Below are 21,452 nucleotides of genomic sequence, written 5' to 3' on the forward strand. Positions count from 1 at the left end.
CCTCAATCGCCGCGCTCCTTGCTTGCCGCGCGCTGCCCATTCTCTTCGAGAGCCACCCATCTGCGCTGTGTTCTACCGTCGAAAAGACATATCGGCCCGCTTGTCCCACACCGGCAGCATTGACTTCATGGACAAGCGCCTTCTCGCCAATGCGGCGAATCTTCTCCGCGACCACCGCATAGGGGGTGACAAAGAAAACCACGTCGGGTGCCAGCGGCAGCGACCAGAAGAAGTCGGGCGAAAAAGTGAAGCCTACCCGTACCCGCGGACGATCCGACAAAGCCACTTCCGGTGCGTTTGAAGACAACTTCCTAACCACCCAATGCGCGCGTCCAAAATGATCAGCTACCCGAAAGTTGCACACATCTCACCTCTATACTAAGGAGGATTATTGCGTGTTCATTGGGGGTGGATGTGAATGGCAGAAGTCTGGAAAAATCTTACCATTGGCATTGCCGGATCGCTGCTCGCAACAGCAATCGCTGCGATAATAATTTTAATTTTTCGGAATTTATTTTCGGCAGAAAGGTACATCAGGAATCAAAATAAAAGCATCATAGAGATAAAAAGTTATTATGAAAATGTTTCGCTTCTATATCTTGTCACATTGCGCGACATTGTTCTGATGAATGTTCTGTTTTTTGCTGATTCAGCTTTCTGGAATTTCGGTGAATTATTGATTTATTCATCAGAACTTCAAAGAGAAGTACTTTTAATAAATGCCTCCGGTCTTTTCACTATTCGTCTATCAACGGTCGTTGTGCTAATTATCGGCTTATGGATAGCCGCTCGGGCCATAAACCGCATAAATCGCGTCCTGGTTTACTGGCGGCGCCCAGACCGCGCCGGAGACACGTTGTAGCTTGCGCCATCTTGCAGCCATCTCGGCCTTCGAATGAAATCAAAAGTAGGAGCGAGTGTTTCCACCCGCCCCCTCAAGGTTCACCCGTAGTGCCCCGTTGCCTTCGTCGCGGTGCCGCCGGTCTTCCCGAAGGAGCCCAAGGCCCCGTCGTTGTTAATCCCCGACGTTGCGATGTTCGTTAGGTGTGTCAGCGGAGAAACCTGCTGTCGGGCGATATCGTTCTGCGCTGTGATCTGGGTGTGTTTCCCCGCCGTCGCGTAGTTCGCACCCGCAGCCGCCGCGCGATCCTTGGCGTTGGCGATGGACGGTGCTCCTTGCCGCTGCTGTTCTGCGACATGGGCAGACGCGGTGTTGCCGCCCATGCCTTCGCCTTGGCCTTGACGTAGGCGACGGACATCCGAAGTGCTGACCAGGATTGCCGTGGGTCTTGGCTGTCACCTCAACATTGCACCGACCCAGAACGGAAGGCGTTGCGCAATGCGTTACGAGGGGCTGGAGGGGCTGCGGTAGGATCACCCCCGGATGTTTTTTGGGTAGCACATATTCGAGGGGATATCTCTGATCAGAAGCGCGCGGTTTCCCCCGTGGCCCGGCCCGGCGGCGATCCTTTCGATATCCTTGCCATGCCTCCATTTAATTGTGTGATAGCGTCAAGCTCGCTCTTGCGCTGGATCGGGCTGGTATCCGATGGTCTCAGTCGTAGAATGCGCGTGAGGGCAACAATGGAAACGCACACAGACACGGCGACTACAAGCTGGTTGGGGATGGCGAGGGACGTTTCCACAGTGGGGGTATCCGCAAGCCTTTTGCTGGGCGTCAGCTTCCTGACTGGAACCTGCGCTGCCATCGGCTGGCACACCTTCGGCTATCTGACTGCGACGGACATTGCACGGAGCGCACTTAAGGTAAGCCCTTGGTTGGTCCTTGCGTTCGCTACTGCACAATTGCTTCGCATTCTGGTCCCGGCGCTAGATTTGCTGTCTCCAATGCCACGCCGTGATGGGGCGCGTGGTCAACTCAGCTTCCTCCGGTTTCAATTCGTTTATGCGCTTCTCCTCTTGTTTCTCGCGTACCTGTTCCTGAGTGCGCGGTTGTTCAATGGCGTTGCTGCCCCTCTTACGCTGGCGATGGCTTTTGCCTTGTGGGACTACGTGAACGACACGTTCAAGGAGGGCACTATTGATGCTGCGACACGATTAGCGGCGAACATGGCCATCCTTTGCGCTTACGTCGCCAGCGTCGCATATCTCAGCACGTCCAACGGTATTCTCGCAGAGCGGAAGATTGTCCGTGAGATAGTCTGCCTTGAAAACAGTTGTCGGGATGCAAAAGTAATCGCCCGCTTCTCTGAGGCGACGTTTCTCCAGTGGGAAAATGTCCGGGACATTACCCTGCTGATGAACGGAGAGATCGTTAGCATCACCCTGAAGCAGGAGCAAAATGAGGGGCCGTGGATAGACCTTCGACCCTACTTCCGTGTTTCATGGAACTGGTTACGCGGCTTGTTCGGTCTTTGATCCAGTCCCACAAGGGCAGGCTCTAGTGACTCACCTGAAAACGTCTCCTGACAGTGTCACACAAGTGGGTATTGCGTTTTGGCACTGATGGTGTCACAAGGTCTAAGAGCCTTTTGACCCTCAGGAGATCAATGTGCCTTCCACCGTTATCGGCTACGCCCGCACCTCCACCCTCGATCAAACCTATGGTCTCGACGCCCAGCTCAGAGACCTGACCGCTGCCGGCTGCGAGAAGATATTTCAGGAGCAGGTGTCCTCGGTCGACAAGTCCAGACCCGAACTGGAGAGGGCGCTTGATTACGTTCGCGAGGGGGATGTCTTCGTCGTCACCAAGCTCGACCGTTTGGCGCGATCGATGGCCGATCTGGTCAGGTTGCGGGATGCGCTCCAATCTAAGGGCGTGACACTTAAAGTCCTGGCACTTGGAATTGATACCTCCACTCCGACAGGCAAGCTGATGATGAACCTCCTCGGCTCCATCGCTGAGTTCGAGAGGGACATCATGCTGGAGCGTCAGAGGGAAGGGATCGCGAAGGCGAAGGAGGAAGGTAAGTACAAGGGCAGGGCACCAACCGCGCAGCGAAAAGCCGATGAGGTGAGGCGGCTGAAGGCTGAAGGAAGAACTGTTGAGCAAATAGTTGTGGATTTAGGAATCAGCCGGTCAAGTGTGTTCAGGGTGCTTCGGAGCGAATAGAGAGCGGTCGTTTCTCATGGGGCGATAATGTGTTTTCAATCCGAGAAGCGAATACCTTGCGCAGTGAATTGCTTGTTCAAATCTTCAAGACGCCGCATTTCACCGTTTCGCTGGCGTTCCAACTCCTGCAGCTTTCCAAGATCGACGTAGGCAAGGAGGGGGAGCGTTTGGGGCCAATCCAAATTGCTTGGGTGCTGCCACCGCTCCCGAAGCTTCAGCGGGTCCCCTGACACCCTGTCAATCAGCATAGCCAGTCGCGCAAGGGAAAGTGCTTCGTCAACCGCAGGGAATGCGCCTAATTGGAGCAGTCCGTCACGTGCTTTGGGTCCGTACCTGTTGAAGTGCATCTGGTGACCCTCACGCATATTCAGGACACACTTCGCTTCAAGTTCAGAGACCTCAAGTCCACGCTCTATCGCCCACCTCAGACAGCTTCCGAGATCGTGGCCTAGCTGTCGGGAACTCAGTTCTTTATCGGAAACGCCTCTATCCGTAAGGAAAGCTTTCAGTGACAACTCAGCACACATGCCGAGAAGGTGCCCAGTCGGCTCCATAAACTCGATGGGCCTGATTTGGTTCTCAATGATTATACGAGCGGCATGCCAATAGCGAACAGCTATCGCTAGGCGGTACGATGCTGCGGGCGTTTTCATTGCGTTCGCTGGCTCCCTTTACCGCTTTTAGGAACGCAGAAATTGGACAGCGCTGGGAACATAGGTCATCAATTCCATCACCCCTGCTTCCCCCAGTTCATGGATAAGAAGCAGGTCTGGGCTGCCGCCAACGATTTCCGCCTCTGCGGCCTCTTGTTCAAGGGCTTTGAAAAAGAACTCCGCGTCGAATGAGGCTTACTCCCACAGCAGAGCCACTTCGTCGCGATTATCAAGGTTGATCCCGATGCCCAAAGTACACATCCACAGTTCGATGCCCCGGATAACAGTGTTCATGTTCCCTTTAACGAGCGAGGTGTCTGCCCCAAGTGCCTTCAACTGCTTCAATGCACGATCTCGACCTATGGAAGCTTCGTTCCGCATGCCTTCGAGCTTCGAATAAAGCTCACTGACTTCGGCCTTCGAGAAGTCTGCGGGCCGGTCCAGTACCGCCGCAGCAAAGGGGTGTGGCTGCAGAACCTGATGACGGAATATCTGCGCTCGCAACAATATACTGGACCGGGCTAGCCGGCTGCTAGATTGCAAGTCCCATTTTACTTCTTTGATGCACATCGCCACACGCGCCTTCAAAGACTTTTCGGCCAACCATTTCAGCATTTTACAACTCCCGCACGTTTGAAACTGAGACCGAAAAAATACTTACGTCAGTCGCAAACCGTAGGATTTGATCGACCATCCCATTCGATATGGCAGTCGGAGTTTGAGAACCCCTTCATGCGCGAACCTATGCCGGGGAGCCGCTGAAAGGTCAGCGAAACAAATGCGAATGCCACGAAGATCGCGATACCAGACACCCATCCGGCCCAATTTCTTCGCGTAGCTTCCGCGATTTTAACTCCACCCCAGATCGCTGTTGCGAATGAGCCGATGATGAGACCGTAGTGAAAGGTCAAAGCCAAAAAGTTCTCAACGAACGCGAGTGGGTCACGTTCTCGAATGGCCGGACCAATCGACGACAGGGCGAAGACTGCACTGATGCCAGTTACCCATTTTGCCCAAGTTGGCAGTCCCATCCACCATTTTTGCATGTGTCCGAACATGTCTACCCCCGTATTTGGTGCAGGAATAGTCTGAAGGCGGGAAGAGTTCAATGGGGCAGGATGACTTGCCCGCCGCTACAAAAGCCGCTACAAAGAGCCATCAAGGCGTTCGAAATAGCTCAATGATATCAGCATCTAGGGCGACACCTTTCGGTCCCCCGCCGTCCGCACCATGATCCCCTGCCAAGTCGCAATCCCGGCTGAGACTTTGGGCCGAAAATGAGTTCAGTCCCGGCCCCTGCGATTTCGCAGTGTCCTGACGATATCAGGCGAGAGCCGGGTTTCGCACGGCGTGGCCATCAAGCCCTTGCGCGCAGGCGGCGGATCAGAGGGGCGGCGATCTGGGCCACAATGATTGTCGCGGCGCCGGCGAGGATGCCGAGCACGGCCTGGGCGGCGGATGTTGCGAGCCAATGCAAAACGCCCGCCAGAGAACTGGAGGCGGCCGCGACACGGGTTGCCAGGGCCTCGATCAGGTGTTCGGGGCCGTGCAGGCCGAACTCTGCGATCCCATGGACCAGAATGCTGCCTCCAACCCAGAGCATGGCGGCGGTTCCGACCATCGCCAGACCCTTGAGCAAGTAGGGGACGCCAACCACGAGACCATGACCGATCAGTTTCAGGATGCCGAGCGAGGATTTAGCAAGTGCGAGGCCTGCATCATCCGCCTTCACGATCAAGGCGACGACACCGTAGACCAGGACGGTAATGAGGATCCCGACGGATGCCAGGACGGCAGCCTGCGTATAGATGTTGGACAAGGCGACGCTGGCGAGCGTCAGAGCCATGATCTCGGCTGACAGGATAAAGTCAGTTCGGATCGCGCCGGACACTTTCTGATCCTCCAGGGCAATGGGGTCCAGGGTGCCCGAAACGGCCGCCTCATGTTCATGGGCGCCATGTGGCATCACCACCTCAAAAAGCTTTTCCGCCCCTTCGTAGCAGAGATAAAGACCACCAAGCATGAGCAGCGGCGTGATGGACCAAGGCGCGAAATAGCCAAGAAACAGGGCTGCGGGGAGCAGGAACAGGAGCTTGTTGCGCAGCGATCCAAGTGCGATCTTGCCGATGATGGGCAGTTCCCGCGCCGGCGACAGCCCGACCACATAGGTCGGCGTTACGGCCGCATCGTCGATCACCACGCCGGCGGCCTTCGTTCCTGCTTTCGCGGTTTGTGCGGCAACATCATCCAATGACGTGGCCGCCAGTTTGGCGATGGCTGCAACGTCGTCGAGGAGTGCAAGAAGTCCGGTTGCCATAAGTTTCCCAATCTGTTCGGTCGGTTGGAATATCGATGTCTGTCCAGTCTTGCCAAGAGGCGGTGCGGCCCAATCCGTGGGCCCATCATCTCCAAACGGCATGGCCGGCATCGCTCTGGAACAGCGCTGCATAGGCCTCGACCACATATCCTTCCGCGCCATGAATTTCCAGGGAAAGGCTTGAAGCATCGGTCAATGACCCGGTTCTGCAGATCCGTTTAACGCCCCGGCATCCCGGGCGTTCCTGCTTCAGGCGTCGAAAGGACAGGAGACGGTGTTTGTCCAGCTCTGGATCCATTGCGCTCCGCTGCAGATCAGATTGAGATGCGCCAAATTTGTGCAGATCTTTTTTTGACGAAAGTTTGAGCATTTTCCGCTTTGCGGCCTCGTCGTTTCCTGCTTTGATGGCCTCCATCAAAAACAAGGGGAGCTAAATCCATGATATCAAGACGTCTCTTTTCGGCGGCCGTTCTCGCTGCCGGCCTGATGGCCGGCGTGACGTTGCCGGTCACCCAGGCGCATGCCGAAACCGCCATCAAGTTCACGCTCGACTGGAAGTTCGAGGGGCCGGCGGCCGGCTTCCTGCTGGCGCTGGACAAGGGATATTTCAAGGCGGAAGGCCTGGATGTGACCATCGATTCGGGCAATGGCTCGGTCGAGGCGATCCCGCGCGTGGCGACCGGCGCCTATCAGATGGGCTTTGGCGACATCAATTCGGTCATCAAGTTCCTCGATGAGGATCCGACGCAGAAGATCAAGGCCGTGATGATGGTCTATGACAAGCCGGTCTTCTCGGTCGTCGGCCGCAAGTCGCTGGGCGTGACGGAAGATCCGAAGTCGCTGGAAGGCAAGAAGCTCGGCGCGCCGCCGCCGGATGGCGCCTTTGCCCAGTGGAAGGCTTTCAAGCAGGTCGCCGGCATCGATGACAGCAAGATCACCATCGAATCGATCGGCTTTCCCGTGCGTGAGCCGATGCTCGCCAAGGGTGATGTCGATGCCGTCTTCGGCTTTGCCTTCTCCGTCATCCTGAACCTCAAGGCACAGGGCATTCCGGCGGACGACATCGCCACCATCCTGATGGCCGACAATGGCTTGAACCTTTACGGCAACAGCGTGCTGGTGAATTCCGACTTTGCCGCCGAGAACCCCGAGGCCGTCAAGGGCTTCCTCAAGGCGCTTGCCAAGGGCTTTGCTGACGCCGTCGCCAATCCGGACGAGGGTGTCGCCGCCGTCTTGAAGCGCAACGAGACGCTCAATCCAGACATCGAGAAGGAACGCCTTGGCATGGCCAATGCCATGAACATCAAGACGCCTTACGTGGTCGAAAACGGCATGGGCACCGTCGACATGGCGCGTCTGTCAGCCTCGATCGAGACGCTGAAGGTCTCGATGGGGCTTAAGGGCAATGTCAAGGCCGAGCAGGTCTTTGATGCAAGCTTCCTGCCGGCCAAGGAAGAGCGGATGTTGCCGTAATGGTCTCACCCTCCCCTTGAGGGGGAGGGTCGAATCGCAGGTTCGGGGTGGGGTGACCTTTCGCGAGATCACCCCACCCGCTGCTTCGCAGCGACCTCCCCCTCAAGGGGAGGTTGGGAAATCCAATTTTGACCGGAGCCCCCATGTCCCACCTCGTTTCCATCGACAATGTCGACATGCGCTATGGCGGCGCGGACGGTACGCTGGCCGTGTCCGGCCTCACCATGCGCGTCGACAAGGGTGAGTTTTCAGCCGTGGTCGGTCCATCCGGCTGCGGCAAGTCGACCCTGATGAAGCTGGTGACGGGGCTGCATATCCCGCAATCGGGCGTCGTCATCGTTGCCGGCCAGCAGGTGACCAAGCCGGTCTCGATTGTCGGTATGGCCTTCCAGAACCCGACCATGCTGCCCTGGCGCACGACGCTCGAGAATATCCTCCTGCCTCTCGAGATCGTCGAGCGCCATCGTCACCGGCTGCGGGCGAATAAAAAGGAATACATCGAGAAGGCGGAAAACCTGCTCGAGATCGTCGGGTTGAAAGGCGTCGGGTCGAAATTCCCCTGGCAGCTTTCGGGTGGCATGCAGCAGCGCGCCAATCTCTGCCGGGCCCTGATCCACGAGCCGGAACTCCTGATGCTCGACGAACCCTTCGGTGCGCTCGATGCCTTTACCCGCGAGGAGCTGTGGTGCGTCATCCGCGACCTGCATGCAGCCCAAGGCGTGACGATCGTGCTCGTGACGCACGACCTGCGCGAGGCGGTTTTCCTCGCCGACCGGATCTTCGTGATGAGTGCGCGCCCCGGCAAGGTCGTGAAGGAGCATAGGGTGCCCTTTGCGCGACCGCGCGACATCGAGCTGACCTATGACAATGCCTTCAACGACATGGTGCATGTCCTGCATGGCGAGATCGCAAAGGCGAGGGTGGTGGCATGACCATGACGATGCAAACCGCAGCCGCCAAGTCCCCGAAGCCCGCGACCAAGCCCTTGATGCAGCGGATCAACTGGGTCCGGGCGGCTCCCTTTCTCTACACGCTCGGGCTTTTCGCCATCTGGGAACTCGCGGTCATGGCACTCGACATGCCGCCGACCATCCTGCCGGCACCATCACGGGTGTTCGAGGCGATCGTACAATACTGGTCGCCGATCTGGAAGAATTCGCTGCAAACGCTTTATACGACGACGCTCGGCTTTATGATCGCTGTCGTGGCGGGCCTCGGCCTCGGCCTTTTCATCGGCTGGTCGAAGACCATCTATGCCGGGCTCTACCCCCTGATGATCGGCTTCAACGCCATCCCCAAGGTGGCGCTGGTGCCGATCCTCGTCATCTGGTTCGGCATCGGCACGGTGCCTGCGGTGCTGACCGCCTTCCTGATTTCCTTCTTTCCGATCGTCGTCAACGTGGCGACGGGGCTGGCCACGATTGAACCGGAGACCGAGGATGTGCTGAGGGCGCTTGGGGCGCGCAAGATGGACATCATGCTCAAGGTCGGCATTCCCCGCTCGATGCCCTATTTCTTCGGCTCGCTGAAGATCGCGATCACGCTTGCCTTTGTCGGCTCGGTCGTGTCGGAGACCGTGGCGTCGAATTATGGCCTCGGCAATATGATGAGTTCGGCCCAGAGCCAGTTCAACGTGCCGCTGGTCTTTGCCGGCCTTCTGGCGCTCGCGGTTGAAGGCATCGCCATGTATGCGCTGATGGCCTGGCTCGAAAAGCGCATGACCGGCTGGGCGCATCGCTCGACCATGGCCAACTGATAGACGGAGCTGGACGCTGGCCCGCAGCGTTCAGCTCTTCTCCTTCAGCGTGAACGGCAGCTCGAACGGCGTCGACCGCTCGGCGATCACGTCGTTGACCGTATAGCGCAGCACATAGCCGCCCGGCTTGGCGCCAGCCACGTCGAGGGTGAGGTGCGTATAGACCTCGACCGCATCCGAGTGGGCGGTGAAGGTGAAATTGCCGAATTCCTTCTGCAGCGCCAGCGTCTTGCCTTCATCGTCGGTGAGTTCGAGATCGACGGTGAAGTGCGACTGACGCTGGTTGTCCGCTGCCGGTTGCCATTTGAGACCGGTCACCTCGACATAGGTGATCAGCTTTTCGCCAACGGTGAAAACCGGCTCCGCCTTTGCGGCATAGGCGCGGTAGGCCTTGGGCACCTCGGTGACGAAGATCGCTCGGGGGACTGTGAGCGGCAGCGACTGGGAGAAGGCGGCGAGCCCCGAGCGGATCGCCTCGAAGGCACCGCGCGCGTCATTCTGTGCGGCCAGCTTTTCCGCCTCGATCGCCGCATCGAGAAGCGGCCCTGACGTGGCCGGTGCCGCGGTGAGGAAGCATCCGAGCAGGACAGCGGCGAAGTGACGGGAAGGTCCGGTGTCTTTCAGCGTCACGTGATTCTCCCGTGTTTGATGACGGGAGTGTGGGAAGAAGCGACAGGGCGCGTCAAGCGGCGGCGCGGGAAACCTGCATCACGAAGGGCGGAGGTTTAGGACCGCCAGAACATTGGCACCAAGAGCACGATCACGGTCAGGACTTCGAGACGTCCAAGCAGCATGGCGAGCGACAGGATGTAGAGTTCCGGATCATTCATCATGGCGAAATTGCCGACTGGTCCGATCAGCGGGCCGATGCCAGGGCCGACATTCGAAAGTGCAGTGATCACCGAGGAGGTCGCGGTGGCGAATTCATAGCCGGCGAGCGCCATCGCCATCGAGCCGATCGCCCAGATGAAGACATAGGCGCTGAAGAACAGGAAGACGGCGCGCTGCGCATCGGCATCGACCGTCTGGCTGCCATAGCGCACGGAATAGACGGCATTGGGATAGATGAGCTTCTTCAGGCCCGTGACGATGATGTTGAACAGGATAACGAAGCGATAGGCCTTGATGCCGCCGGCGGTCGAGCCGGAGCAGCCGCCCATGAAGGTGGCGAAGAAGGCGGCAGCGACCGCAAACGGCCCCCAGAGCGTGTAATCCTCGCTCGCATAACCTGTTGTCGACAGGATCGAGGCGAAGTTGAAGAAGGAATGGGTGAGCGCAATGGGCAGATCCACGCCGTTGCGCAGGTGATTGTAAAGACCACCGAGAACGGCAAAGGCGATGAGATAGCCGAGGAAGATGAAGATCTGAGGGTCCCTGAGGGCATCCAGACGTCCGCGCACGAGAAGCACGATCAGGATCGAGAAGGGCAGGCTGCACAGCGTCATGAAGAAGGTGGAAACCCACAGCAGGGGCAGGCTGTCGAAGGCGGCAAAGGAATTGTCGTAATTGCCGAAGCCGGCGGTCGCGACGGTGGTGAAGGCGTGCACGATCGCATCGAAATGGCCCATGGCCGTCACATCATAGGCGACGATGCAGGTGAGCGTGATGCCGAGATAGACGGCAATGAAGGCGCGGGTGAAGGTGGCGATCCGCGCGAAGGGCTTGTCGGCGATGTCAGACGATTCCATCTTGAAGAATGAGACACCGCCGACCCGCAGGAACGGCAGCACGAAGAGGCCGAGCGCGACGATCCCGATACCGCCGAGCCAGGCGAGCAGGGCGCGCCACATCAGAATGCCGGGCGAGACCTGGTGCAGGTTCGAGATGACGGTCGAGCCGGTCGTGGTGATGCCGGAAATCGCCTCGAAAAGCGACTGGGCAAAGGTGAGGTCGAGATCGGAGAAGTAGAACGGGATCGCGCCGACCACCGAAAAAACGGCCCAGAGCACGTTCACGAGCAGGAAGCCCATGCGTTTGGTGAAGGCGGGTGGCGGGCCGCGCGTTGCCATGGCAGCCGTGAGCGACAGACCGCCGACCATGGCGGCCGAAACGGTAAACACCGACCAGGCCTCGTCGCCATAGTAAAGGCTGACCATCGCCGGGATGAGCATCGCGGTGGACAGATAAAGCCCGCAGAGAGCAGCGATATAGACGACGGAGCGGAGCAGATTGGTATTCAAGGAATGCCTTCCGTCTGTTGCAGCGCAAAGAGGCTTTGTCTCTGCCCGATGTGTATGCCATAGCGGGGCTTGGTCCAAAATTCAACGGAGGGCGGACGTGAGCCCCAGTCAAGTCGATGAAGCGCTGGAGGCCATGCGCGGCCTCTTTCCCGAGACGCCTCTGCAGCTCAATGAACATCTAAGCGCGCGGTATGGCGCCAATGTCTATCTGAAGCGTGAGGATCTGACACCTGTCCGTTCCTACAAGATTCGCGGCGCCTTCAATTTCTTCCGCAAGATCGTCGGCGACAGCCCCTCCGGCACCACCTTCGTCTGCGCTTCCGCCGGCAATCACGCCCAGGGTTTTGCCTATGTCTGCCGCCATTTCGGCGTGCAGGGGGTCGTCTTCATGCCGGTCACCACGCCACAGCAGAAGATCGACAAGACCCGCACCTTCGGTGGGGAGTTCATCACAATCCGCCTGTTCGGCGACATCTTCGACCAGTGCTATGCTGCGGCCCGCGAGCATGTCGAGGCGATCGGCGGCTATATGGTGCCACCTTTCGACCATCCTGATATCATCGAGGGCCAGGCGACGGTGGCAGCCGAAGTCATGCAGCAGTTGCCGGACGGGATAACGCCCGATCTCGTCGTGATGCCGGTCGGTGGCGGCGGGCTCTCGTCAGGCATGACCGGCTACATGGCCGGCAAGGTCTCGCCCGAGGCGATGATCTTCTGCGAGCCGGCAGGCGCTCCGAGCCTGAAGAAGAGCCTGGAAGCCGGCAAGGTCGTGACGCTGCCGAAGGTCGACAACTTCGTCGACGGTGCGGCCGTTGCCCGCATCGGCGACCACAATTTCGAGGCGTTGAAGTCGTTTCGCCCGGACCAGGTGCTGATTGTTCCCGAGAACGCGATCTGCGTGACCATGACCGACATGCTGAATGTCGAGGGCGTGGTGCTGGAACCGGCAGGCGCGCTGGCGCTTGCAGCCCTCGATCTTCTGCCGCGCGTGGCCTTGAGCGGCCGCACCATCGTCGCGGTCGTCTCCGGTGGCAATTTCGATTTCGAGCGGCTGCCCGACGTCAAGGAACGCGCCATGCGCCATGCGGGCCTGAAGAAATACTTCATCCTGCGCCTGCCGCAGCGACCGGGAGCCCTGCGCGACTTCCTCAACCTGCTTGGCCCCGAGGACGACATCGCGCGCTTCGAATATCTGAAGAAGTCGGCCCGCAATTTCGGCTCCATCCTGATCGGCATCGAGACCGGAAAGCGTGAAAACTTTGCCGAGCTGTTCGACCGTTTCGATCAGGCGGGACTTGGTTTCGAGGACATCACCGAAAACGAGATCCTCGCTAATCTGGTCATCTAATCCCGAGGCCGTCGAGCCAGTCGCGGATCTGTCCTGCGATCGGTTCCGTGGTTTGCGGCGAATAGGTGTCACCGGCGATGACGTGATTGTTGGCATCGCCCGTGGGGCCGGGATCGAGCAATTGATGCGGCCCGCCCCAGCGTGCGGCGACGGCCGCCGTGAGCTCAGGCCGCACAACCTTGTCATTGGCCGACTGGATGAACAGGGCCGGGATCCGGATTTTCTCGACGGGTGTGTGGGTCGCAAGCCGGACGGACTGGGCCATCGGGATCAGCGCCTCGACCGGATAGCTGGTCGTCCAGTTGTGGGCATTGAGCTGGCTGATCGGCGTAAAGCCGGTGCGTTCTCCGATGATCAGGCGGGCAATCTGCGGCGCGAAGGGGCCGGTCAGCAGGAAGCTGCCGGAAGCCTGCACACCGTAGTTTGGCGAAAGGAAGACTGCGGCGGCGACCTTCTCGGCCAGCGCCGGGCGGGCGAGCGCCCATGTGACGAGCGAGGCACCGGTGGAGGTGGAGATCACCACCACCCGATCGCCGATCAGCCTCCCCACCGTCAGCGCTTCGGCAACATCGCCGGCCCAGTCCTCGATGGTCGCAAGCCCCATCGCTTGTGGGTCCTCCAGCCCGTGGCCCGTCAGACGCGTGAAAAAGAGATTGGCGCCCAGTGCCTTGGCCACGAGGTCCGGCAAGGGGCGCACTTCGGCCGCAGACGCGGAAAAGCCATGCACATAAATGACGGAAAACGGCGTCTTTTGCCGCAGGCCGGGGTCCGCCCAGACGATCTGCCGCGAGAGGCCCTTTCGAATGGCCCCGACCTTCTGCTCCTCTTCGGCTATGAGGATCTCTACTGCCTCCGGCGACGTGTCGGCGGCGATCTTAGCCTCCCGGTCCAGCGCAAGCTCCGGCGGCATACGGTAAAGCGCGACGAGCGCCACGATCGCGACCGCGACGACTGCAAGCGACAAGCCCATGATGGTCCGCATCCCTTTCCCCCCGGTCGTCCCTCCCGACCGGGGCGAGCTTAGCATGCCGTTCGGCGACGGAAAGCCGCCTTCGCCACACTTCCTCCTGGCGCGCGGCTGTGCTAGGGGAGGCTATGTCGATCCTGTCCAGCATTCTTTCGATTTTCACCGGTGGCTCCTCGTCCGAGAGCGCTGCCAAGCCCATGGCCGAACCGCAGACCTACAAGGACTGTGTGATCCATGCCGAGCCGATTCGCGAAGGCAGCCAGTTCCGCCTGGCTGGCCGTATCGTGCAGACGGTGGATGGTCGGGTCCTGGAGCGGACCTTCATCCGTGCCGACGTGTTCACGTCCCAGGACGATGCGCTCGACTGCACGTTCCGCAAGGCGCAACAGATCATCGACCAGAATGGTCCGGCACTCTTTGCCGATGGTGAGGACCGCCGCATCGTCTGACCGGTGGGCGACTTCTCGCGAATTCATGGGGCCTTGCGGTCACTGAATGTTAATGATGCGCCGCAACACTGAAGCCTGGTATATTGCCTGGGTTTTCATCACGTGTCCTTCGCGTTTCGCTTCTGCCTCCCCCATCGTCTTGGATCGCTGACCTCGGGCCTGTTCATAGGCACGGCGACGACGTCCTTTGCCGCCGGCGAGGCGGTTTCGGCATCGGAAGCCAAGGCTTCTGCAGATCTGGCCTGGATGATGGCCGCCGCCGGCATGGTGATGATGATGCAGGTGGGGTTCCTGCTTCTGGAAGCCGGCATGGTCCGCTCCAAGAACTCGATCAATGTCGCCCAGAAAAACTTGCTCGACTTCGTCTTCGGGGTCGTCGGTTTTGCGGCCGTCGGTTTCATGCTGGCTTTCGGTTCTTCGGGTTGGCTGCCGATAGGTCTGGATGCGGATCTCTTCTTCCTTCGCGATCTCGACACCTGGCTGGCCGGATTTTTCGTTTTCCAGGTGATGTTCTGCGGCACGGCAGCCACGATCGTGTCCGGTGCCGTGGCAGAACGCATGAAGCTTTCCGCCTATGTCTTCGGCTCGATCGTGTTGTCGACGCTGATTTATCCGATCTTCGCGCACTGGGTCTGGGGCGGCGCAATCGGACCGAACTCCGGGGCGTTTCTTGGCAATCTCGGTTTTGTGGACTTTGCAGGCTCGACCGTCGTCCATGCGACCGGCGGATGGGTGGCACTGGCGGCCTGCCTGGTGATTGGCCCGCGGCTCGGGCGCTTTGATGCGGCCGGCAGGCCGATCCGCATGGCGGGACATAATCCCGTTCTGGCCACGACAGGCGGTCTCATTCTGTTTTTCGGCTGGATCGGATTCAACGGCGGCTCGACGCTGACGGCCTCCGCCGATGTCGCGCCGATCATTCTCAACACCGTTCTTGCTGGCGGCATGGGCACCTGCGTCGGCTACGCGCTTGGCATCAAGCAGGATGGCATCGTTCTCCCGGAAAAGGCGCTGTCCGGTATGCTCGGCGGCCTTGTGGCGGTCACCGCCGGCTGCCATCTCCTGGAAACGGGTGGAGCCTTGCTGACCGGTGCGCTGGGGGCTGGCGTCGCCGTCATTGGCACACAGTATCTCGAAGAGAAGCTGAAGGTGGACGATGCCGTGGGCGCGATTGGCGTTCACGCCTTCGCCGGCGTGGCCGGCACGATAGCGCTGGCATTGCTCGCGCCCGTCGACCGTTTGCCGGCGGGGGGGCGTTTCGACCAGCTCTATATCCAGGTCTTCGGCTCTGCGCTGAATTTCTATTGGGCTTTCGGGCTCGGTTTCGCCTTCTTCTGGTGCCTCGACCGGCTGGCTCCCATCAGGGTCTCCGCCGATGTGGAAGACCTCGGCCTGAATGTCGCCGAGCACGGCACCCGCCTCGGTGTCGGCCATGTCGAACATGCCCTGTCCAAGCTCGTCTCCGGCAATGCCGATCTCGGTGACCGCCTCCCGGTCGATCCGGGCGACGAGGCGGAAAAGCTGACACGCTTGTTCAACAGCCTGATGGACAACATCCAGCAGGAGGAACGCGGTCGCCACGAGTTGGAAGCGCAAGTCCGCGACCAGGAAGAATCAGAGCGGGTGGCTGCACTGGCCAACGCCACCTTCGAGGCCATCGTGATGCACGAGGGTGGCGTGATCATCGACGGCAACGAGCAGTTCGAGGTGCTGACGGGGCGGGGGCTGTCCGAACTGATTGGCACCTCGATTCTCGATCTCGTGGACGGCACCGGCCGTCGCATGCTGATCGATGAACCGAATCCCGCACCTGACGTCTCGCGTGAATTCCAGGTGGTCCGGGAAGACGGGACCCTGGTTCCGATCGAGGCACGCGGCCGCAACATCGAGTATCGTGGACGCCACATTCGCATCAGCTGCCTCGTGGATCTCAGCGAGCGCAAGGCAGCCGAGGGACGCATGCGCCATCTGGCCCAGCATGATCCTCTGACCGGCCTTGCCAATCGCGCCCTCTTCACCGAGACCCTGGCCGCCCATGTCGGTCGTGCGAACCGCGACTGGGGTTGTGGAGTGCTGCTGGTTGACCTCGACCACTTCAAGGATGTCAACGATCTCTATGGTCATCCGGCTGGCGACGAGGTCATCCGCGAGACGGCGCGGCGTCTGACGGCTGTGCTCGGCCCATCCGACATGGCGGCGCGTCTCGGCGGTGATGAATTCGCGGTCATTCTCGGAAACTGTCATTTTGAAGCACAGATCGAGGACTTGAGTCGTCGCCTGATCGAGGCCTTCCGCCAGCCCTTCGACACGGGTCAGGGCGAGCGCATAAAATGTGGCATCAGCATCGGCGGGGCGCTTTGCCCCGAGCACGCCCAGGATTTCGATGAGCTGATCGGCCGCGCGGATGTGGCGCTCTATCACGCGAAGAAATCGGGCCGGAGCACCTTCCGGGCCTATCGTCGCGGCATGGACGAACTGATCGAGAAGCGACGGGCGCTGGAAGCCGACATCGAGCGGGGCCTGGAGCGGGACGAATTCGAGCTCTACCTGCAGCCCCGCGTGGCCGCGCGGGACGGCGCGATCGTCGGCTACGAAGCGCTGCTGCGCTGGTCCCATCCCGAACGGGGTATGGTGCAGCCGGGCGACTTCATTCCGGTAGCGGAGGTGTCCGGCAAGATCATAGATCTCGGCGAGTGGGTGCTGCGCGAAGCCTGCCGGCTGGCGGCGGACTTCCCCGATCATCTCCATCTGAGCATCAACGTCTCGCCGGTCCAGTTCCGCCACCCCGACTTCTTGAAGAACGTCGAGGATATTCTTTCCGCCTCCGGTGTCCTGCCGCGCAAGTTGGAGCTCGAGATCACCGAGAGCGTGCTGATCGACGACGACCAGCGGGCGCTGGTCCTTCTCGGTCATCTCAAGTCTCTGGGCCTGAGGATCGCGCTCGACGACTTTGGAACGGGTTACTCCTCGCTCAGCTATCTCCGGCGCTACCCTTTTGATGTCATCAAGATCGACCGCAGTTTCGTCTCCGCACTTGGCGAGGAGGAGACCGCGAATGCCATCATCCGCACCATCATCGACCTTGGCAGCGGGCTCGGCATGCGGGTCGTCGCAGAGGGTGTTGAGACGGTGGAGCAGGCTCGCTATCTGACAGAGGCCGGCTGCGACGAACTGCAGGGCTATCTTCTGGGCCGGCCGCAGCCTGTCGATGCGGCAATCACGGCAATCAATGCCAGCCTGGTCAGCGAACTGAGGTCAATCGCCGGGCGTTCGTTCCGCCAGGGGGGGCAACTGGCCCTTGTCGGCACGCCCATCGCGGACGTGCCGATCGCGCAAGGCGCCTGACAAGAGGTCAGGTGCCGATGCAGCCGCAGCGCGCGACAATACCGCGCGCACTCCGGCTGCCGTCATGGTCATGCAGCGCGTGCCAGTTCCTCGACCTTCGCCTTGGCCGATGCAATCGCCTTCTCGGCCGCTTCGGGACCGAAGGCCACGCCCTCGACATAGACCGTCTCGACCAGTTCGATGCCGAGGAAGCCGAGAACCGTCTTGAGATACGGAGCGGCATGGTTCAGCGGGGCTGCCGGCCCCGACGAGTAGACACCGCCGGCGGCGAGCACGAGATAGGCCTTCTTGCCTGTCGCCAGCCCAACCGGGCCGTTTTCCGTGTACTTGAACGTCAGACCCGCACGCGCGACGTGGTCGATCCAGCTCTTCAGCGAGGAGTAGATGTTGAAGTTGATGAGGCCGGTGCCGATGACGATCGTATCGGCGGCCATAAGTTCGGCGACCAGCGCGTCGGACACGGCGGCTGCCTGGCTCTCGTCGGCTGTACGGTCCTCCGCCGGCTTGCGGATGGCGGCCGTGAAGGTGCCGTCGACATGCGACAGAAGGCTCTGCGAGAGATCGCGATGCACGATGGTGGCGCCGGTCTGGGCCTTGAATTTTTCGGCGAGTTCCAGTGCCAGGGCGTTCGAGAGGGATTCCGAGCCGCGCGGGCTCGAGGTGACGAGGAGAATGGAGGACATGACAGATTCCTTGACTGACGGTCATGCGGATCCGTGAGGCGACCCGCAACCCGCGATGTAGGAAGAACTTGTCATCGATGAAACCGTGATAATATAGATCAATTGTATCGATGAAATGGATGGATGATGGACGCCAATCCCACCCTTGATCAGCTGCAGGTCTTTCTCGCTGTGGCCGATGTTGGCAGCTTTTCTGCTGCCGCCCGGCAGTTGAACCGGGCCCAGTCGGTCGTCAGCTACACGATCGGCAATCTGGAGGCACAGCTCGGCATCAGCCTCTTCGAGCGCAATGGCGCCCGCCAGCCCCGGTTGACCGAGGAGGGCAGGGCCATGCTGACCGATGCCAGGCGGATTGTCGCCGACCTGCAGGTGATGCGGGCGAAGGCTGCGGGCATGCACCAGGGGCTGGAAGCGGAGCTGTCACTGGCGATCAGCGTGATGGTGCCGACCGATGCCATGCTGGCGGTACTGCGCGGCTTCCAGCAGCGCTTTCCGTTGGTTTCCCTGCGTCTCGAGGTGGGCGAGCTCGGTCGCCTGTTGGAGCTTGTAACCACAGGCCGGGCATCGATCGGCATTGGCGGCGCACTGGACCGCCACGACGACGCCCTGACGGTTGAGCGCATCGGTCACAATTTTCTGGTGCCGGCTGCAGCCTCAGGCCATGCACTGGCCAGCCTGCCCGGACCGCTTGCCGTGCAGGACGTCCTGGAGGAGACCCAGATCGTGGTCAGCGATGCCTCCGACCTGACATCCGGACGCGACTTCAATGTCCTGTCCTACAAGACATGGCGGGTGAGTGACATGGCCACCAAGCATCAGCTGATCCTCGGTGGCCTGGGTTGGGGTGGGCTGCCGGCTTCCGTGATCCGTGCCGACCTTGCCGCCGGTCGCCTCGTCGCTCTCGATCTGCCGGCCTACGAACAGGGGTCCTATACCCTTTACGCGATCCGCCGCACGTCGAGCCCGCCGGGACCGGCGGGGTCCTGGCTCATCCGTACCTTCGAGGATGTCCTGTCAAACTGCCCGGGCGACGCGGGAGCCGCGCCTGTTGCGAAATCAGTTTAAGGAATCGATTCAAAGGCTTGAATCGACTCCAGAGTTTTCATTCATGCCCCTGGGGAAGGCATCGCTTCAAAGCGCCAGTCGGAACGTCGCAAAGCCGTCTGCTCCGTCGCCTGCATCCTCGATCGTGGCGCCCGTGAAACCGGCGAGGTGCTCGCGCGCCTTCGGCCCTGTCGCGAAGGTAACGGTCGTGTCGCCGATCGGGGCGAAGGACCAGTTGCCGTCGGCAGTGGGATTGATCGTGCCCTGGTCGACGATGTAGCGAACGATGATGTCGCGGTTCGTATCCGGCCCGACGAAGATGACCTTGTCGGAGGCGATCTCCGGGAACTTGCCGCCGCCGCCGGCCCGGTAGTTGTTGGTCGCCACGACGAAGGTCTGCGCCGGATCGATCGGCTTGCCATCGTACTGGAGGTTGACGATGCGGCTTGATTCCGGATGAACGACGACGCCGTCCTTGTCGTAGCGGGCAGGTTTGGTGAGGTCGATCTGGTAGGTGACGCCATCGATGACGTCGTAATTGTAGGACGGGAAATCCGGATTGATGAGGGCCACATCCTTCGCGCCCTTCTCGATCTGGTTGAAGATGCCGGCCGACATTTCGAGCCAGTTCTTCACCTGCTCGCCGGTGATCGCCACCGCCTGGATCGTATTCGGATAGAGATAGAGGTCGGCGACGTTCCTGATCGCGATGTCGCCGGCCGGCACATCGGTGAAATAGTCGGCGCCGCCGCGGCCACCCGCCTTGAACGGGGCCGCAGCCGACAGCACTGGCAGATCCTTGTGCGGACCGTCCTTCAGCATTTGCCTGATGTACCAGGACTGCGCAATCGAGACGATCTGGATCGAGGGATCGTCGGCGACGAGTGCGAAATAGGAATAGAGCGGCGCCGAGGTCTTGCCGACGGGCGTGCGCACGTAATCGAGCGTCGCCTGGTGTTCGGCGGCAACCGAGGCGACGACTTCAGGTTTGTCCTTCACGTCGGCAACGATCTTGCGGTTGTCGTCACGATGATAGATCGGCCGCGCCTCGCAGGTGAAATCGACGATCTTCCAGCTCGCGCCGTCCTTTTCCAGCAGAAGGTCGATGAGGCCCATATGCGAACCCCAGAAGCCGGCCATGACGGCCGGCTTGCCGAGAAGGGTGCCCTTGACGGCATCAGCCCCCGGCACGTTTTCGAAGTCCTTCGGGCCGGGAAAGACGAGATGCTGGTGGCCGGTGAAGATCGCGTCGATCCCCTCGACACCGGCGAGATAGAGCGAGGCGTTTTCCATGCCTTCCGTCTCGCCGTGCCCGTCGATGCCGGAATGGGAAAGGGCAATCACGATATCGGCGCCTTCCTCCTTCATCTGCGGCACCCAGGCGCGTGCCGCCTGCAGGATGTCGCGAGCCTGTGCCTTGCCTTCGAGGTTCTTCGCATCCCAGAGCATGATCTGCGGCGGCACGAAGCCAATGAAGCCTATCCTGATCGGGCTCGTTGCCCCCGAGCCGTCGCGGATCTGTTTTTCGATGATGTGATAGGGCTTGAAGTAGAGCGTATCCTGTTTCGGATCGGCGGCGAGCTGGCCCTTGGTCAGGTTGGCGCAGACGAAGGGAAACTGCGCACCGGCCAGCGTGTTGAACATGAACTCGAGGCCGTAATTGAACTCGTGATTGCCGAGCGTGCCGCAATCATAGCCGAGCACGTTCATCGCCTTGATCACCGGATGCACGTCGCCCGGCTTCATGCCCTTCTGATAGGCCATGTAATCGCCCATCGGATTGCCCTGCAGGAAGTCGCCATTGTCGATCAGCATGGAATTTCCGGCTTCCGCACGGATACTGTCGATCAGGCTTGCGGTGCGCGCCAGTCCCATCGTGTCGTTCGGCTTGTCGGCATAATAGTCGTACGGCATCACGTTGACGTGGATGTCGGTGGTTTCCATCAGGCGCAGATGCGCCTGACTGGCGGAGGCGCGGGCGGCGAAGGGATGCAGGGTCACGAGTGCGGCCGATGCGGCGATGCCGCCCAGGAAGGACCGGCGGGACAGCGGGTGAAGATCGAGCAGGGATGGCATGGAGGCCTCACGAAAAACAGGTGCTGAAAGCGACAGAGGTTAAGTCGCTTTCGAGATGGTTGCACCTGTAAAATGACAGGGGTGAGAC

Annotated in this window: 20 protein-coding genes; 10 read left to right on the forward strand and 10 right to left on the reverse strand. The window is 60.4% G+C overall.

Going from position 1 to position 21,452, the window contains the following annotated elements:
* Positions 1–418: 418 nt before the first annotated feature.
* Entirely contained in the window at positions 419–862 is a 444-nt protein-coding gene (locus tag J2045_RS09855) for a hypothetical protein (RefSeq protein WP_307372174.1), read from the forward strand.
* A gap of 80 nt (positions 863–942) precedes the next feature.
* Here J2045_RS09855 and J2045_RS09860 read toward each other — a convergent pair whose 3' ends face one another.
* Entirely contained in the window at positions 943–1,224 is a 282-nt protein-coding gene (locus J2045_RS09860) for a hypothetical protein (RefSeq protein WP_307372178.1), read from the reverse strand.
* Between the two features lie 360 nt (positions 1,225–1,584).
* Here J2045_RS09860 and J2045_RS09865 point away from each other — a divergent pair, with 360 nt between their 5' ends.
* Positions 1,585–2,379 carry a hypothetical protein gene (locus J2045_RS09865; protein WP_307372181.1) on the forward strand — a complete coding sequence of 265 codons (795 nt, stop codon included), beginning with the start codon at positions 1,585–1,587 and terminating at the stop codon, positions 2,377–2,379.
* Between the two features lie 133 nt (positions 2,380–2,512).
* Positions 2,513–3,073 carry a recombinase family protein gene (locus J2045_RS09870; RefSeq protein ID WP_307372183.1) on the forward strand — a complete coding sequence of 187 codons (561 nt, stop codon included), beginning with the start codon at positions 2,513–2,515 and terminating at the stop codon, positions 3,071–3,073.
* Between the two features lie 848 nt (positions 3,074–3,921).
* Here J2045_RS09870 and J2045_RS09875 read toward each other — a convergent pair.
* The 4 genes from J2045_RS09875 to J2045_RS09890 all read right to left on the reverse strand — a co-directional run bounded on the left by J2045_RS09875 (position 3,922) and on the right by J2045_RS09890 (position 6,467).
* Complete coding sequence (locus tag J2045_RS09875) at positions 3,922–4,341, reverse strand: hypothetical protein (RefSeq protein ID WP_307372186.1); 420 nt, start codon at positions 4,339–4,341, stop codon at positions 3,922–3,924.
* A 47-nt stretch (positions 4,342–4,388) separates the two neighbouring features.
* Positions 4,389–4,784: a hypothetical protein gene (locus J2045_RS09880; RefSeq protein ID WP_307372189.1), complete on the reverse strand. Its 396-nt coding sequence runs from the start codon at positions 4,782–4,784 to the stop codon at positions 4,389–4,391.
* Positions 4,785–5,083: 299 nt separating this feature from the next.
* The gene (locus J2045_RS09885) at positions 5,084–6,043 is read right to left on the reverse strand and encodes a DUF808 domain-containing protein (protein ID WP_307372192.1); all 960 of its coding nucleotides are present in this window, start codon (positions 6,041–6,043) and stop codon (positions 5,084–5,086) included.
* Between the two features lie 85 nt (positions 6,044–6,128).
* Positions 6,129–6,467, reverse strand: coding sequence for a hypothetical protein (locus J2045_RS09890; RefSeq protein ID WP_307372194.1), 339 nt, complete (start codon positions 6,465–6,467; stop codon positions 6,129–6,131).
* A gap of 14 nt (positions 6,468–6,481) precedes the next feature.
* Here J2045_RS09890 and J2045_RS09895 point away from each other — a divergent pair, with 14 nt between their 5' ends.
* The 3 genes from J2045_RS09895 to J2045_RS09905 all read left to right on the forward strand — a co-directional run bounded on the left by J2045_RS09895 (position 6,482) and on the right by J2045_RS09905 (position 9,272).
* Complete coding sequence (locus J2045_RS09895; RefSeq protein WP_307372197.1) at positions 6,482–7,516, forward strand: ABC transporter substrate-binding protein; 1,035 nt, start codon at positions 6,482–6,484, stop codon at positions 7,514–7,516.
* A gap of 143 nt (positions 7,517–7,659) precedes the next feature.
* Complete coding sequence (locus tag J2045_RS09900; protein WP_307372199.1) at positions 7,660–8,448, forward strand: ABC transporter ATP-binding protein; 789 nt, start codon at positions 7,660–7,662, stop codon at positions 8,446–8,448.
* Positions 8,445–9,272, forward strand: a complete 828-nt coding sequence (locus J2045_RS09905; RefSeq protein ID WP_307372203.1) for an ABC transporter permease — start codon at positions 8,445–8,447, stop codon at positions 9,270–9,272. The genes J2045_RS09900 and J2045_RS09905 overlap by 4 nt, the downstream gene beginning before the upstream one ends.
* 30 nt (positions 9,273–9,302) lie before the next feature.
* Here J2045_RS09905 and J2045_RS09910 read toward each other — a convergent pair whose 3' ends face one another.
* On the reverse strand, positions 9,303–9,902 hold the full coding sequence (locus J2045_RS09910) for a hypothetical protein (protein ID WP_307372205.1): 600 nt from the start codon (positions 9,900–9,902) through the stop codon (positions 9,303–9,305).
* 95 nt (positions 9,903–9,997) lie between these two features.
* Positions 9,998–11,452: a TrkH family potassium uptake protein gene (locus J2045_RS09915; RefSeq protein ID WP_307372208.1), complete on the reverse strand. Its 1,455-nt coding sequence runs from the start codon at positions 11,450–11,452 to the stop codon at positions 9,998–10,000.
* A gap of 133 nt (positions 11,453–11,585) precedes the next feature.
* Between J2045_RS09915 and ilvA the strand changes: the two genes are divergently transcribed.
* Positions 11,586–12,800, forward strand: a complete 1,215-nt coding sequence (gene ilvA / locus J2045_RS09920; protein ID WP_370873087.1) for a threonine ammonia-lyase — start codon at positions 11,586–11,588, stop codon at positions 12,798–12,800.
* Here ilvA and J2045_RS09925 read toward each other — a convergent pair.
* Entirely contained in the window at positions 12,793–13,782 is a 990-nt protein-coding gene (locus J2045_RS09925; RefSeq protein WP_307372215.1) for an alpha/beta hydrolase, read from the reverse strand. The two genes, ilvA and J2045_RS09925, sit on opposite strands and share 8 nt — an antisense overlap.
* A gap of 113 nt (positions 13,783–13,895) precedes the next feature.
* Here J2045_RS09925 and J2045_RS09930 point away from each other — a divergent pair, with 113 nt between their 5' ends.
* Both J2045_RS09930 and amt read left to right on the forward strand, forming a co-directional pair.
* Positions 13,896–14,216 carry an HlyU family transcriptional regulator gene (locus tag J2045_RS09930; protein WP_307372218.1) on the forward strand — a complete coding sequence of 107 codons (321 nt, stop codon included), beginning with the start codon at positions 13,896–13,898 and terminating at the stop codon, positions 14,214–14,216.
* Positions 14,217–14,318: 102 nt separating this feature from the next.
* Positions 14,319–17,561 carry an ammonium transporter gene (amt, locus tag J2045_RS09935; RefSeq protein ID WP_307372220.1) on the forward strand — a complete coding sequence of 1,081 codons (3,243 nt, stop codon included), beginning with the start codon at positions 14,319–14,321 and terminating at the stop codon, positions 17,559–17,561.
* Between the two features lie 68 nt (positions 17,562–17,629).
* Here the strand turns inward: amt and J2045_RS09940 are convergent, their stop codons facing one another.
* A complete protein-coding gene (locus J2045_RS09940; RefSeq protein WP_307372222.1) occupies positions 17,630–18,244 on the reverse strand; it encodes an FMN-dependent NADH-azoreductase in 615 nt (204 codons plus the stop codon).
* A gap of 126 nt (positions 18,245–18,370) precedes the next feature.
* Here J2045_RS09940 and J2045_RS09945 point away from each other — a divergent pair, with 126 nt between their 5' ends.
* On the forward strand, positions 18,371–19,309 hold the full coding sequence (locus J2045_RS09945) for a LysR family transcriptional regulator (RefSeq protein ID WP_307372756.1): 939 nt from the start codon (positions 18,371–18,373) through the stop codon (positions 19,307–19,309).
* A gap of 66 nt (positions 19,310–19,375) precedes the next feature.
* Here the strand turns inward: J2045_RS09945 and J2045_RS09950 are convergent, their stop codons facing one another.
* Positions 19,376–21,364, reverse strand: a complete 1,989-nt coding sequence (locus tag J2045_RS09950; protein ID WP_307372225.1) for a bifunctional 2',3'-cyclic-nucleotide 2'-phosphodiesterase/3'-nucleotidase — start codon at positions 21,362–21,364, stop codon at positions 19,376–19,378.
* Positions 21,365–21,452 lie beyond the last annotated feature (88 nt).

The organism is Peteryoungia aggregata LMG 23059, assembly GCF_030814435.1.
Taxonomy (GTDB): Bacteria; Pseudomonadota; Alphaproteobacteria; order Rhizobiales; family Rhizobiaceae; genus Allorhizobium; species Allorhizobium aggregatum.

Bases quoted from the DNA above. Each gene is read 5' to 3' on its own strand.
- J2045_RS09895 (WP_307372197.1), top strand. From the start codon at position 6,482: ATGATATCAAGACGTCTCTTTTCGGCGGCCGTTCTCGCTGCCGGCCTG.
- J2045_RS09950 (WP_307372225.1), bottom strand. From the start codon at position 21,364: ATGCCATCCCTGCTCGATCTTCACCCGCTGTCCCGCCGGTCCTTCCTG.
- J2045_RS09860 (WP_307372178.1), bottom strand. From the start codon at position 1,224: ATGGGCGGCAACACCGCGTCTGCCCATGTCGCAGAACAGCAGCGGCAA.
- J2045_RS09865 (WP_307372181.1), top strand. From the start codon at position 1,585: ATGGAAACGCACACAGACACGGCGACTACAAGCTGGTTGGGGATGGCG.
- J2045_RS09875 (WP_307372186.1), bottom strand. From the start codon at position 4,341: ATGCTGAAATGGTTGGCCGAAAAGTCTTTGAAGGCGCGTGTGGCGATG.
- J2045_RS09905 (WP_307372203.1), top strand. From the start codon at position 8,445: ATGACCATGACGATGCAAACCGCAGCCGCCAAGTCCCCGAAGCCCGCG.
- J2045_RS09900 (WP_307372199.1), top strand. From the start codon at position 7,660: ATGTCCCACCTCGTTTCCATCGACAATGTCGACATGCGCTATGGCGGC.
- J2045_RS09925 (WP_307372215.1), bottom strand. From the start codon at position 13,782: ATGCGGACCATCATGGGCTTGTCGCTTGCAGTCGTCGCGGTCGCGATC.
- J2045_RS09930 (WP_307372218.1), top strand. From the start codon at position 13,896: ATGTCGATCCTGTCCAGCATTCTTTCGATTTTCACCGGTGGCTCCTCG.
- J2045_RS09855 (WP_307372174.1), top strand. From the start codon at position 419: ATGGCAGAAGTCTGGAAAAATCTTACCATTGGCATTGCCGGATCGCTG.
- ilvA (WP_370873087.1), top strand. From the start codon at position 11,586: ATGCGCGGCCTCTTTCCCGAGACGCCTCTGCAGCTCAATGAACATCTA.
- J2045_RS09885 (WP_307372192.1), bottom strand. From the start codon at position 6,043: ATGGCAACCGGACTTCTTGCACTCCTCGACGACGTTGCAGCCATCGCC.
- J2045_RS09945 (WP_307372756.1), top strand. From the start codon at position 18,371: ATGGACGCCAATCCCACCCTTGATCAGCTGCAGGTCTTTCTCGCTGTG.
- J2045_RS09940 (WP_307372222.1), bottom strand. From the start codon at position 18,244: ATGTCCTCCATTCTCCTCGTCACCTCGAGCCCGCGCGGCTCGGAATCC.
- J2045_RS09880 (WP_307372189.1), bottom strand. From the start codon at position 4,784: ATGTTCGGACACATGCAAAAATGGTGGATGGGACTGCCAACTTGGGCA.